This is a genomic window from Cognatishimia sp. SS12, assembly GCF_028369055.1.
Taxonomy (GTDB): Bacteria; Pseudomonadota; Alphaproteobacteria; order Rhodobacterales; family Rhodobacteraceae; genus Cognatishimia.
The window spans coordinates 274,272-287,205 of record NZ_JAQNCZ010000002.1; the positions used below are offsets into that span (position 1 = coordinate 274,272).

Below are 12,934 nucleotides of genomic sequence, written 5' to 3' on the forward strand. Positions count from 1 at the left end.
GTGACCCGTCCTGTGACGCCACACCTGAGATTGGACCGGGCGGCGGCCACGCCGCTGTTTGAGCAACTGGCCAGCGGCCTGCGCCAACAGGTGACGCAGGGCGATTTGCCGGCGGGCACGCGGCTGCCGCCAACCCGCAGCTATGCAGTAGACTTGGGCGTTTCACGCGCGACGGTGATGACCGCCTATGACCAGCTGGTGGCCGAGGGCTACCTCATGGCGCAGCGCGGCGCTGGCTATCAGGTGGCTGATCTGGGCGGTGCGGCACCTCCGACTGGCAGCCCAACGGCAAAACCCCTTGGGGCCGCGCCGGTCAGGCCGTCGGCGGTTTTTACGCCCGGTCAGCCTGATATGGCGCTATTTCCGCATCGGGCTTGGGCCAAGACGGTGGCGCGGCTGTGCCGTCAGAACCCTGACGCTTTGCTGGCGGACACAGCTGCGTTTGGGCATGATGGCCTGCGCCGCACTATTGCCCAGCACGTCGCAGATTGGCGCGGATTTGCGCCGGACCCGGAGCAGGTCATTGTGACCGCCGGTGCGGCAGATGCGCTGGAGATGACCTTGCGGGTGCTGTGCGCAGGCGGCGAAACTGTCGCTATCGAAGACCCTGGCTATCGCCCGCTGCGCAGGTTCATCGACGCTCAGGGGCTGCAAACAGAGTATCTGTCATTGGACGGTCAGGGGGCTCTGCTGCCGACCCGTGCAGCGGCAACGGTCCTGACGCCATCACATCAATTCCCGCTGGGCGGGGCAATGACACCCCAGAGGCGGCTGCAGTTTTTGCATTGGGCCAATGAAACCAAAGCCTGGGTTGTCGAGGATGATTACGATAGCGAGTTTCGCTATTCCGGCCATCCCATTCCGGCGATGGCGGGTATGGATGGGTTGCGGCGCACAATCTATATCGGCAGCTTTTCCAAAATCTTTTCAAACACCCTGCGCATTGGATATGTGATTGTGCCGCATGCGTTGCGCGCGCGCTATGCCGAGGTGATCGCGCGATTTGGACGCCGCGCCAGCGTGATGCCGCAGGCCCCATTGGCGGCCTTTATGCAGACCGGAGAATTTTACCGCCACCTGCGCCGCATGCGCCGCATTTACGGGCAGCGCCGCGCCGCTGTGATTGACCAGCTGCGCACGGATTTTTCGGATGTGCTTTCGTTTCAAGATGCTGAGGCCGGGATGCAGTTGGCCCTGCATCTGCACGACGGGTTTGCCGATCACGACATCGCGGCTCGGGCGGGGGATCACGGCCTAGCGGTCGAACCGCTTTCGGCCTATTGCCTTGGGCCGGCGTGCTACAATGGTCTGCTGCTGGGATTTTGCGGCCAAGATGAAGAGGCCGCGCGCCAGGGGCTGGCAACATTGGCGCGGATCATCAAGCAGACATAAAGTGGGCGCCAATAAAAAAGGGCCGCATCCGCGACCCTTTTCAAATCTCGGTTCAAGAGGACCGGATCAGCCGTTCACGCTGTCTTTCAGCGCTTTGGCGATGGTCATTTTCACGACCTTGTCCGCGTCTTTCTTGATTTGCTCACCCGTTGCGGGGTTACGTACCATGCGCTCAGGACGCTCACGGCAATAGATCTTGCCAACACCCGGCAGGGTCACAGCACCACCAGCGGATACTTCGCGTGTGATCAGCGCGCAAACTGCGTCCAGCGCAGCGCTTGCGGATTTCTTGTCGGCATCCATTTCCTCGGCCAGTGCGGCAACGAGTTGGGTCTTGGTCATCGGCTTTGCCATTTATTGGTCTCCTTATCTTGCCCGTCGTTTTGGGCCTCATGAGCGGCATTTAACGGAAGTTAGCGTCCAAAGACAACGAATTGCTGAGTGTTTCTTGGGATTTTCGCGTTTTTTTTGGGGATAACCACGCCTATAGGAAGGCCGTTTCGTCAAAAGAGCGCAATTTTCGAGAATGGAGCTGCGCCAGGGGCATTTCGCGCAGAGTTTCCATCGCGCGAATTCCGATCATCAAATGCCGCGCAACTTGGGTTTTATAGAAGTCAGAGGCCATGCCCGGCAGCTTGAGTTCCCCGTGCAGCGGCTTGTCAGAGACGCAGAGCAGCGTGCCGTATGGCACCCGGAAGCGAAAGCCATTGGCTGCGATTGTGGCGCTTTCCATATCCAGCGCGATGGCGCGGGATTGGGACAGGCGCTGCACCGGGCCAGCATGTTCGCGCAATTCCCAATTGCGGTTGTCGATTGTGGCGACGGTGCCGGTGCGCATCACGCGCTTTAGGTCATAGTCTTTTAGCTCGGTCACATCCGCCACCGCGCGTTCCAGCGCGATCTGCACCTCGGCCAGCGCCGGGATCGGCACCCAGACCGGCAGATCGTCGTCCAGAACGTGATCTTCGCGTAGATAGGCATGGGCGAGGACAAAATCGCCAAGGCTCTGAGAATTGCGCAGCCCGGCGCAGTGCCCCACCATCAACCAGGCGTGGGGACGCAGAACCGCAATATGGTCTGTCGCCGTTTTGGCGTTTGACGGACCGACGCCGATGTTCACCAATGTGATCCCGGAATCGTCGGCGCGTTTCAGGTGGTAGGTCGGCATCTGCGGTTGTTTTTCAACCGCAGGAATGGGCGCATCTGGGTCGGTGATTTCGACATTCCCGGTCGACACAAAGCTGGTATAGCCGCTGTCCGGATCCGCGAGCATCTGACGCGCATAGGCTTCGAATTCGGCGACGTAGAATTGATAGTTGGTAAAGAGCACGTGGTTCTGAAAATGCTCGGCGTTGGTCGCAGTGTAATGCGCCAGCCGCGCCAGCGAATAATCCACGCGCTGGGCGGTAAACGGGGCGAGCGGCCGGATGTCGCGATCAAAGGTGCTGAGCACACCATTGACGATATCATCATTGGTGGTCGATAGGTCGGGCACGTCAAACACATCGCGCAGGGTAAAACTGGCAGCGCCCTCTTGCGGGACCGAGACCGTGTCATCGTTTGCCACGGCAAAATGCACCGGAATGGGCGTGGTTGAAACACCGACAACCACCGGCACATTGTGATTTTCCAGCAAAAGGCCGATTTGCTGCACCAGATAATTGCGGAAAAGATCGGGGCGCGTGATGGTAGCGGCATAGACGCCCGGTTCGGCCACATGCCCAAAGGACAGGCGGCTGTCCACCTGGGCAAAGCTTGTCGTGACGATACGCAATTCTGGATAAAAGGCGCGAATGCGCGCCCCGTTCGGGCCGTTTTTCAGCGCGTTGGAAAACTCGCGGCACAGAAACCCGGTTGCGGTTTCATAAAGTTCACACAGCCGGTCGACCGCAGCAGTGGCGTCGGTGAAGGCTTCGGGGGTTTTCACGGAGGGGCTGTCGACGCGCAATTCGGTTGGGGTCATGTATGGGCCTGTATAAGATCGGTCATTTCAAATTTTGTCACATCCACCAGGCCAAGATCTGAGATCCGCAACTCGGGGATCACCACGAGGGCCAAAAGGGAATGCTGCATATAGGCATTGTTGAGGGTGCAACCACAACGCTGCATCGCTTCGACCATCTTCTGGGCCTTGGCTGCGACCTCAGTGGCGGGGCGGTCTGACATCAACCCGGCAATCGGCAACTCAACCAGTGCAATTTCCTTGCCGTCTTTAAAGACGGTGACACCACCGCCAACCTCGCCGAGGCGATTGGCGGCCAGGGCCATATCCTCACGGCTGGTGCCCACCACAATCATGTGGTGACTGTCATGTGCCACGGTGGAGGCCATCGCCATAGTGCCGGTATAGCCAAAGCCGCTGACAAAGGCATTGGTGGTGGTTCCCAGCGCGCGGTGACGTTCGACCAATGCGATCTGGCAGACGTCGTTTTCAAGATCCATCTGCACCTTGCCATCCACCACGGGCAGATCGGCGGTCAGCGCCTTGGTCGGCGCCTGATTTTCGACGACGCCAATGACGTTGGCGGTCACGCGGTTGGCCCCGTCAGGCGCGGTGATGACAAAATCTGCGGCAGAGCGTGCTTTGCCCATGTTCACAGTCTGGCGCGCATGATCCGGCCAGCTGAGGTGCGGGCAGTCCACCAGACAGGTACCGTCCTGCGCGATGGTTTTTCCACCTGCGATGACATGCTCGATCGGCAGGCTGCGCAGATCGCTGGTCAGGATGACATCTGCCCGCCGTCCCGGCGTGACGGAGCCAAGCTCGCGCTCAAGGCCAAAATGTGTGGCGGTATTCAGTGTCGCCATTTGCAGCGCCACCAGCGGGTCACAGCCACAGTCGATGGCATGCCGCACCACACGGTTCATGTGCCCGTCGTTCACCAAGGTGCCGCTGTGGCTGTCATCGGTGCACAGGATGAAATTGCGCGGATCAAGCCCCTTTTCGGTCACGGCGGTGATCTGTGTTTCAACATCATACCAGGCAGAGCCAAGCCGCATCATGCTGCGCATACCTTGGCGCACACGCGCGATGGCATCTGCCTCGCAGGTACCTTCGTGATCATCTGCCGGGCCGCCCGCCGCATAGGCGTGAAACGCGGGGCCAAGATCGGGCGAGGCATAATGCCCGCCGACGGTCTTGCCAGCATTTTGCGTCGCCGCGATTTCCGCCAGCATTTTGGCGTCGCCATGGATCACGCCGGGAAAGTTCATCATCTCGCCCAGACCGATGATGCCGGGCCAGCTCATCGCTTCGGCGACATCCTCGGGCGTGATCTCAAACCCCGTGGTTTCCAGACCCGGCGCGGAGGGTGCGCAGCTGGGCATCTGGGTAAAGATGTTGATGGGCTGCATCAGCGCCTCATCATGCATCAGGCGCACGCCCTCTAGCCCCAGAACATTGGCAATTTCATGCGGATCGGTGAACATGGTGGTGGTGCCGTGGCCAATCACGGCCCGGGCAAATTCGGCTGGGGTCAGCATGCCGCTTTCGATGTGCATATGCCCGTCACAAAGGCCGGGGATCATGTAGCGGCCTGCGGCCTCAATCACCTCGGTGGCACTGCCGTGGCAATGGCTGGCGTCCGGCCCGACATAGGCAATACGCCCGTCGGCAATGGCGATATCATGGTCTGGCAAAACTTCGCGTGTGTGCACATTGACCCAATGGCCACCGCGAATGATCAGATCTGCCTGCTCGCGCCCAGCCGCAACCGCCACAAGTCGCGCCGCGCATTCGGGCCAGGTTTTCAAACTGTTGTGTTCCATAACCCAAGGTGGCACGCAGGTTCGGCATGATCAAGCGGCACGCTGATGAAGTTTGTGCTAAAAGCGGCTCGGGCCGCCGACGTCACATACACGCCATACGTGTGCTCTACCATGGCGGGACAGAGACGACATAGCTGGAAGAAACATGACATCAAACGATTATCCCAAAGCTGTTCTGTTCGATATGGACGGGCTTTTGCTAGATACAGAGCGCGTCGCGATGAAAGCCTTTGTCGCCGCCCGGCGCACCTTTGGGCTGAGTGATGGCGAAGATATTTTCATGCGTACAGTTGGGGTGCGCAGTGATCTGTCAAATGCGTTGATTGCCGAAAGCCTGAATGGCGTGGTGCATCCGCAAATTTTCCGCAACCTCTGGGATATGATGTTTGACGAGGCACTGGAGGCGGCGGTGCCTTTGCGACCTGGGGCCGTTGAATTGCTGTCATCCTTGGCCGCGCGTCAGTTGCTCATCGGGCTGGTGACGTCCACACGGGCGAGCCGCGCCAAGAAGCATTTGAAACAGGCCGGAATTCGAGACTATTTCACCATCATCGTGGGCGGCGACCAAGTGGACAACCCCAAGCCCGACCCCGAACCCTATCTGACAGCCGCCCGGCTTTTGGGTGTCGACGCCACCTGTTGTGTGGTGTTTGAAGACAGCGATCCTGGGGCGACAGCGGCGGTGCGCGCGGGCGCGCAGGTGGTGCAAATCCCTGACCTCAAATCACCCTCTGGCGCGACACGCGCGCTGGGCCATATGATTGCGCCGGATCTTATCAGCGGTGCAACCGCGATTGGTCTCTTGACCGGCACCGCAACAAATCCCTGAGCCGCACTGGCCTTTTTCAGCCAGGCTTGTCACACTTGGCCCATAGAGGGGATGGGCCGCGAATGAACACAGACAAACCGCATGTCGAAATCGCTTATTGTGTCGGCTGCAATTGGTTGCTGCGGGCCGGATGGATGGCGCAGGAACTGCTGTCGACCTTTCAGCACGACCTCGCGGGGGTATCCTTGGTGCCCGCCGAAGTGGGTGGCACCTTTACGGTGCATGCTGACGGTGCGTTGATCTGGGAACGCAAGCGCGATGGCGGGTTCCCGGACGCCAAAGAGCTGAAGCGCCGCGTGCGGGATATCATCAACCCTGAGCAGACCCTGGGCCATATCGACCGCGCGGCCGGGCCGGGGGGCGATGATGATGCCGGAGCTTGATCGCTTTCTCACGCCGCAGGCGCTGACCCATGAAAAAGCATTGGGCGAAGTGCGTATGGGGCTGAAGCTGAGCCATTGGATCTGGTGGGAGATGCCACAGCTGCGGGGGCTCGGGCGGTCCGCAAAATCAGTCAAATACGGTCTGCAAGATCTCGAAGAGGCCACCGCCTATTTGGCGCATCCTGTCCTTGGCCCGCGTCTGGTGGCGCTTTGCATGGCGTTGCTGGCCCATCGCAACAAGCCGATTGAGGCGATCCTCGGCCCGGTTGATGCACAAAAGGCCCGCAGCATGGCGACGCTCTTTGCAGCTGTGCCCGGCGCGCCGCTGGTGTTTGAGGACGTGTTAAAGGCCTTTTTCATGGGGATGACCTGCCCCCAAACAAAAGCGGCGCTGGGGGACGGGCCCGTGCCCTGATCAAGCGACAAACTGGCGCTTGCATGTTGGTCAGCGCCTGCGCAAATTGGCCGCATGACGGACCCCATACAGAAAACTTTGCTCTCCCTTGGACACGGCTATTCAGCCAGCGCCTTGGCCAAACTTCTTATACCGCAGGGCTGGCGCGTGATTGGCACAACACGCAAGCCGGAAAAATTCGCGGCGCTCAAGGCCGCCGGCATCACGCCGATGCTGTGGCCTTGCGATCTGACTGAGGTGCTGGGCCGCGTCAGCCATGTGTTGACCTCCGCCGGACCTGACGCCGAGGGCGACCCGATCCTGCGCCATGCCAGGGATCAGATCATCGCGCGTAAAGATCACCTGACGTGGGTCGGCTATCTGTCCACGACCGGCGTTTACGGCGACCGCGACGGCGGATGGGTTCATGAGGACTCGGTGCTTGACCCCGCAACCCTGCGCGGTCAGCGCCGGGTCAAGGCCGAACAGGAATGGCTGACGATACCGGGGCTGCCGGTGCATGTCTTTCGTCTGGCGGGCATCTACGGGGCTGGGCGCGGGCCGTTTGCCAAATTGCGCAAGGGCATCGCGCATCGGGTGATCAAGAAAAATCAGGTGTTCAGCCGCACGCATGTGGATGACATCGCGCAGGTGCTTCACGCCTCGATGAACGCTCCAAATCCGGGCCGCATTTATAACGTCTGCGATGATGACCCGCAGCCGCCCGAAGTGGTGATTGAATATGCGGCAAAACTGTTGGGGATGGCACCGCCCCCTGCCGTGCCTTTTGAAAAGGCCGAGATGAGCCCGATGGCGCGCAGCTTTTATTCAGACAGCAAGCGCGTGCGCAATGACCGGATCAAAGACGAATTGGGCGTAAAGCTGAAATACCCGACCTTCAAGGCTGCACTGCAGGCCATGTTGGCTGAGGAACAAGCGCAGCCCTAGGCGCGTTTGCTGCCAATCTGGGCAATCCCCAAGACGTCCAGAACCTTGGCTTCGATATGCTCTGCGTTCAACGCCGCAGTGGCATACATGTCGCTTGGGCTGGATTGGTCCAGAAATACATCGGGCAGCACCATGGATCGGAATTTGAGGCCGCCGTCAAACACCGCATTCTCTGCCAAAAGCTGCGCAACATGTGAGCCAAACCCGCCCACGGCCCCTTCTTCGATGGTGATCAGCGCCTCATGGGTCTGTGCCAGCTGCAGGATCATGTCGGCATCCAGCGGTTTGGCGAAACGCGCATCGGCAATGGTGGGGGTGATGCCCTTGGCCGCGAGGTTTTCGGCGGCCTGCCGCACCTCGCCGAGACGGGTGCCAAAGGACAGGATCGCGACGCGCTTGCCCTCTTGGATCAGGCGGCCCTTGCCGATTTCGAGGATCTCGCCGGTTTCTGGCAGCTCGACGCCGACGCCTTCACCGCGCGGGTATCGAAATGCAATCGGCCCGTCGTCATAGGCAGCGGCGGTCGCCACCATGTGCTTCAGCTCGGCTTCATCGGCGGCGGCCATCACCACCATACCGGGCAGGTTGGCGAGATAGGCGATGTCAAAAGACCCGGCATGGGTTGCGCCATCGGCGCCGACCAGACCGGCACGGTCGATGGCAAAGCGCACGGGCAGCCCTTGGATGGCGACATCATGCACCACCTGATCATAGCCGCGTTGCAAGAAGGTCGAGTACATGGCGCAGAAGGGTTTCATCCCGCCCGCTGCGAGGGCGGCGCAAAATGTCACGCCATGCTGCTCGGCGATTGCGACATCAAAGCAGCGGCTGGGATATCGTTCTGCAAATAGGTTGAGGCCAGTGCCATCAGGCATGGCGGCGGTCACAGCAACGATCTTGTCGTCCTTGGCGGCCAGTTCGGTCAGTGTTTGACCAAACACGTTGGTATAGCTGGGCGCATTTGAGGGCGCTTTTTTCTGCTCGCCCGTGATCACATCAAATTTCGCGGTGGCGTGGCCCTTGTCGCGGGCGCGCTCTGCCGGGGCGTAGCCTTTGCCCTTTTTGGTGACGATATGCAGCAGTACCGGCCCGGTGGCGCGATCATGCACCGTGCGCAGAACCGGCAGCAGCTGGGTCATGTCGTGGCCGTCAATGGGACCAAGATAGGAAAAGCCCAGCTCTTCAAACAGGGTGCCGCCCACGGCCATGCCTTTCAGCATTTCTTTCGCGCGTTTGGCCCCTTCGCGGAAGGGTTCCGGCAGCAGCGACACTGCGCCTTTGGCGGCGGCTTTGAGTTCCTGAAAGGGCTCACCTGAATAAAGGCGCGACAGGTAGGAAGACATCGCGCCAACCGGCGGGGCAATCGACATGTCGTTGTCATTCAGGATCACAAACAGACGCTTGCCCAGATGCCCGGCATTGTTCATCGCCTCATAGGCCATGCCCGCGCTGATCGACCCGTCGCCAATGACCGCAATGGCATCGCCCAGCCCGCCGTCGCAGTGACCGCCCAGATCGCGCGCCACGGCAAAGCCAAGCGCCGCAGAGATCGAGGTCGAGCTATGCGCCGCCCCAAAGGGGTCATAGACAGATTCCGCGCGTTTGGTGAAACCGGATAGCCCGTCTTTCATCCGCAGCGTGCGAATACGGTCGCGGCGACCGGTCAGGATCTTATGCGGGTAACATTGGTGGCCGACGTCCCAGATAATCTTGTCGCGCGGCGTGTCAAAAACAGCATGCAGCGCGGTCGTCAACTCGACAACACCCAGACCCGCACCGAGGTGGCCGCCGGTTTCCGAAACAGCCGAAATCGTTTCAAGCCGCAGTTCATGCGCCAATTCGGTGAGTTCGGCGTCAGAGAACTTCTTGAGGTCTTCGGGTGTGTTCACCCGGTCCAAAAGCGGTGTTTCTGGTCTGACAGACATGGCGCGTTCTTTCGTTAGCTTTCCCGCGAGATAACGAAGCGCGCCGCTTCTCGCAAGGTGTCGGCGCGCGGGCCATAGGGATCAAGCGCAGTGCAGCTTTCTTCGATCAACGCGCGGGCGCGGGCCTTGGCGGCCTCCATCCCGAGCAAGGAAACAAAGGTGGCCTTGCCCGCGACGGTGTCTTTTCCAAGCGTTTTGCCAACTTTGCTCACGTCGCCTTCGATGTCCAGAACGTCATCCCAGATCTGAAAGGCCAGGCCGAGGCCCTTGGCATAGAGTTCCAGCGGGGCGGTTTCGGCCTGTGCCAGTCGCGCACCACATTGTGCGGACCAGCTGATGAGCGCGCCGGTTTTGCCCTCTTGCAACGCGATGATTTCATCAAGCGTCAGCGGGGTTTCGGCGGTTTCGGCGGCCATATCCAGCGCCTGGCCGAGCACCATGCCGCTCGCGCCGGCCGCGCGGGCGAAACTGTGGACCAGATTGGCGCGCACTTCGGCCACTGGTGAACATCCAGCGTGGCTGACGAGTTCAAACGCCATGGTCTGAAGCGCATCCCCTGCCAGCACGGCCGTGGCATAGTCCCATTTTACGTGCACCGTTGGCTGACCGCGCCGCATGTCGTCATCGTCCATACAGGGAAGGTCATCATGCACCAGCGAATAGGCGTGCATCGCCTCGATCGCGGCGGCAGGCCAAATCGCCTGGCTTTGCGGGATGTCATGCAGCTGGGCGCTTTCCAGCACCAAAAAGGCGCGCAGGCGTTTGCCGCCCGCGCTGGCATAGCGCATGGCCTGCACAACTGGCAGGTCGCCCATCGGGGCAATGACGCCATCCAGATGCGTTTGCACCGCAGCTGCGGTCTCTGCCAGCCGGGATCTGAACATGTTAGTGCCCGTCAACAGGCGTCAGGCCAGTTGGTGTGCCTGCACTGTCCAATGTAATGGCGGCGACTTTTTCTTCGGCTTCTTTCAGCTTGGTTTCGCAACGCGCTTTCAGGGCCGCGCCGCGTTCATAAAGCTTGATGGAATCCTCTAGTGCAACGTCGCCACGTTCCAGTTGACCCACGACCTGTTCCAGTTCGGCCATGGCCTGTTCAAAGCTCATTTCTGCAACGGGTGTCTCGCTCATGCGGCGCTCTCCATCAAAACCTTAACATGGGCAGCGGTTGCGGCTGCCAAAGCCCTCAGATCATATCCACCCTCAAGAGTCGAGACAACGCGCCCGTCGCAATGCACTGACGCGAGGTCGCAGATCTGCTGGGTGAGCCATGCAAAATCTTCGGTCTGCCAATTGAGCTGCGCCAGCGGGTCGGCGGCATGGGCGTCAAATCCCGCCGAAATCAGGATCAACTGCGGGTTAAAGCGCGAGATTGAGGGGAAAATCTCGTCCTCATATACTTTGCGCATGTGGGCCCCGTCTGAATGCGGGGGCAGCGGGTAATTCCAGATGTTGTTATGCCCGCCGGTTTCGTTTTCAGAACCGCTGCCCGGCCATAGCGGGCTTTGGTGGCTGGAGATGAACTGCGCGCGCCGCTCGTTCCACAACAGCGCTTGGGTCCCATTGCCGTGATGTACGTCAAAATCGACAATGGTGACGCGCTCCAGCCCGTGGCGCTCCATCGCATGGCGGGCTGCGATGGCGACATTGCCAAATAGGCAGAACCCCATTGGTGTGGCCTGTTCAGCGTGGTGGCCCGGCGGGCGCGTCGCAACAAAGGCGTTGCGGGCATCCCCGGACAGAACGGCATCGACCGCCGCAATATTGCCCCCGACAGCGCGCTGCGCCGCTTCGAATGTGCCCGCTGACATATGGGTGTCGGCATCCAGCGCAATCAGCCCGGCAGCGGGGGCATTGGCGCGCAGCCGGTCCAGATAGTGCGCCGGGTGGCACAGCAAGATGTCATCATCTTTGCACAGCGGGGCCGACCGCATCGACAACCCAGCAAAGCTGTCATCGTCAAGCGCGTCATAAATGCTTTCCAGCCGCGCGATCTGTTCTGGGTGCCCATCAGGCATCACGTGATGAAGGCAGGCGTCATGCCTGTAGACTGCTGTTGTCATGGCGGACCTTTTCAGGTTTGGGCGGTTTAGTCGGGGGCTAGCATATAGCCCGCACCGCGTACGGTCTGAAGGTAACGCGGTTGTTTGGGATCGGTTTCAATCTTGCGCCGCAGCCGCGTGATTTGAACGTCCACCGCGCGTTCTTGCGCTTGTCCGCGGTCCCGCCCAAGGTCTTCGACGAGCTTTGCTCGGCTGATCGGTTCACCCGGGGTGGCCGAGAAGATTTTCATCAGCTGGCTCTCGGTGGCGGTCAGCCGCACAAGGTCATCGCCCTGCCACATCTCGCCGCGTTCGATATCATAGCGGATCGGGCCAAGTTTCAGAATTTTCGGCGCGGCATCACTTGTATCCGCCTCGGGGATGCGGCGCAGGATCGCGTTGATCCGCAAAAGCAATTCTTTTGGTTCAAATGGTTTGGCCAGATAGTCATCAGCCCCGGCTTCCAGCCCGGTAATCCGATCTTCGGTTTCGCCCTTGGCGGTCAGCAACATGATCGGCGTGCTGGAGGTTTCGCGGATCGCGCGGGTCAGGCTGATGCCATCTTCGCCCGGCATCATCACATCAAGCACGATCATGTCAAAATCCAACCCCTCCAAAATGCGGCGCGCATGGGCAGCATCGCGGGCGGCGGACACCAGAAAGCCGCTGCGGATCAGGAATTTTTGCAAAAGACCGCGAATGCGCTCATCATCGTCGACGATCAAAAGGTGCGGCTGAAGATCCATCAGGTGTTTGCCTCGCGAAGAGATGCGTATTTTTGGCGGAGCTCTTTATCCATCATCGCCTCGAGCACTTTTCGAAAGCCCGACACTGCCTCTGGCCCGGCCTCGCGATAGGCGGCGCGCATGCGCGTGCGCTGCGCGTCCGAGAGCCGTGCTTCAAGCGCAGTTCCGGCTTCTGTCAGAAAGAGGTTGCGCTCGCGTTTGTCGATCTTGCCGACCCGGCTTTCCACCAGACCGTCCTCGATCAAGGTGCGCAAAACACGGTTCAGCGACTGTTTTGTGACGCCCAGAATTTCCAGCAGATTGGTGACAGTGGTGCCCGGGGCGCGATTGATAAAGTGGATGGCCCGATGATGCGCCCGCCCATAGGCCAGTGTCGCAAGAATGCGGTCCGGCTCTGAGGTCAATCCGCGATAGGCGAAATACATACCTTCAATTCCTTGCCGAATCTGTTCGTCGGTGAGGAAGAGAAGACTGTCACTGCCGAGGGTGTCACCCATTGCGATTTTCCAC

General features: G+C 60.3%; 14 protein-coding genes. 5 read left to right on the forward strand and 9 right to left on the reverse strand.

Annotation, left to right across the window (positions count from 1 at the left end; genetic code table 11):
• Positions 1–1,392 (forward strand): MocR-like pyridoxine biosynthesis transcription factor PdxR, encoded by a 1,392-nt coding sequence (gene pdxR / locus N6L24_RS05920; protein ID WP_271843739.1) that lies wholly within the window; start codon positions 1–3, stop codon positions 1,390–1,392.
• 66 nt (positions 1,393–1,458) lie between these two features.
• Here the strand turns inward: pdxR and N6L24_RS05925 are convergent, their stop codons facing one another.
• The 3 genes from N6L24_RS05925 to ade all read right to left on the reverse strand — a co-directional run bounded on the left by N6L24_RS05925 (position 1,459) and on the right by ade (position 5,160).
• Positions 1,459–1,746, reverse strand: coding sequence for an HU family DNA-binding protein (locus tag N6L24_RS05925; RefSeq protein WP_271843740.1), 288 nt, complete (start codon positions 1,744–1,746; stop codon positions 1,459–1,461).
• Between the two features lie 130 nt (positions 1,747–1,876).
• Positions 1,877–3,355, reverse strand: coding sequence for an AMP nucleosidase (locus tag N6L24_RS05930; protein ID WP_271843741.1), 1,479 nt, complete (start codon positions 3,353–3,355; stop codon positions 1,877–1,879).
• Positions 3,352–5,160, reverse strand: coding sequence for an adenine deaminase (gene ade, locus N6L24_RS05935; protein ID WP_271843742.1), 1,809 nt, complete (start codon positions 5,158–5,160; stop codon positions 3,352–3,354). The genes N6L24_RS05930 and ade overlap by 4 nt, the downstream gene beginning before the upstream one ends.
• Positions 5,161–5,305: 145 nt before the next feature.
• Between ade and N6L24_RS05940 the strand changes: the two genes are divergently transcribed.
• The 4 genes from N6L24_RS05940 to N6L24_RS05955 all read left to right on the forward strand — a co-directional run bounded on the left by N6L24_RS05940 (position 5,306) and on the right by N6L24_RS05955 (position 7,714).
• Positions 5,306–5,989, forward strand: a complete 684-nt coding sequence (locus tag N6L24_RS05940) for an HAD family hydrolase (RefSeq protein ID WP_271843743.1) — start codon at positions 5,306–5,308, stop codon at positions 5,987–5,989.
• A 62-nt stretch (positions 5,990–6,051) separates the two neighbouring features.
• Positions 6,052–6,372 (forward strand): SelT/SelW/SelH family protein, encoded by a 321-nt coding sequence (locus N6L24_RS05945; protein ID WP_271843744.1) that lies wholly within the window; start codon positions 6,052–6,054, stop codon positions 6,370–6,372.
• A complete protein-coding gene (locus N6L24_RS05950; protein WP_271843745.1) occupies positions 6,359–6,787 on the forward strand; it encodes a DUF1810 domain-containing protein in 429 nt (142 codons plus the stop codon). The genes N6L24_RS05945 and N6L24_RS05950 overlap by 14 nt, the downstream gene beginning before the upstream one ends.
• A gap of 66 nt (positions 6,788–6,853) precedes the next feature.
• Positions 6,854–7,714: an SDR family oxidoreductase gene (locus tag N6L24_RS05955; RefSeq protein WP_271843970.1), complete on the forward strand. Its 861-nt coding sequence runs from the start codon at positions 6,854–6,856 to the stop codon at positions 7,712–7,714.
• On the opposite strand, the gene dxs is transcribed toward N6L24_RS05955, so the two are convergent.
• From dxs to N6L24_RS05985, 6 genes are read right to left on the reverse strand one after another with little or no spacing between them, the layout of a single operon-like run.
• On the reverse strand, positions 7,711–9,639 hold the full coding sequence (dxs, locus tag N6L24_RS05960) for a 1-deoxy-D-xylulose-5-phosphate synthase (RefSeq protein WP_271843746.1): 1,929 nt from the start codon (positions 9,637–9,639) through the stop codon (positions 7,711–7,713). The two genes, N6L24_RS05955 and dxs, sit on opposite strands and share 4 nt — an antisense overlap.
• A 14-nt stretch (positions 9,640–9,653) precedes the next feature.
• On the reverse strand, positions 9,654–10,523 hold the full coding sequence (locus N6L24_RS05965) for a polyprenyl synthetase family protein (RefSeq protein WP_271843747.1): 870 nt from the start codon (positions 10,521–10,523) through the stop codon (positions 9,654–9,656).
• 1 nt (position 10,524) lies between these two features.
• Positions 10,525–10,767 carry an exodeoxyribonuclease VII small subunit gene (locus N6L24_RS05970; RefSeq protein ID WP_271843748.1) on the reverse strand — a complete coding sequence of 81 codons (243 nt, stop codon included), beginning with the start codon at positions 10,765–10,767 and terminating at the stop codon, positions 10,525–10,527.
• On the reverse strand, positions 10,764–11,699 hold the full coding sequence (locus tag N6L24_RS05975) for a histone deacetylase family protein (RefSeq protein ID WP_271843749.1): 936 nt from the start codon (positions 11,697–11,699) through the stop codon (positions 10,764–10,766). Before N6L24_RS05975 ends, N6L24_RS05970 begins: the two co-directional genes overlap by 4 nt.
• Before the next feature lie 26 nt (positions 11,700–11,725).
• Positions 11,726–12,424 carry a response regulator gene (locus N6L24_RS05980; protein ID WP_271843750.1) on the reverse strand — a complete coding sequence of 233 codons (699 nt, stop codon included), beginning with the start codon at positions 12,422–12,424 and terminating at the stop codon, positions 11,726–11,728.
• Positions 12,424–12,921 carry a MarR family winged helix-turn-helix transcriptional regulator gene (locus N6L24_RS05985; protein ID WP_271843751.1) on the reverse strand — a complete coding sequence of 166 codons (498 nt, stop codon included), beginning with the start codon at positions 12,919–12,921 and terminating at the stop codon, positions 12,424–12,426. The genes N6L24_RS05980 and N6L24_RS05985 overlap by 1 nt, the downstream gene beginning before the upstream one ends.
• Positions 12,922–12,934 lie beyond the last annotated feature (13 nt).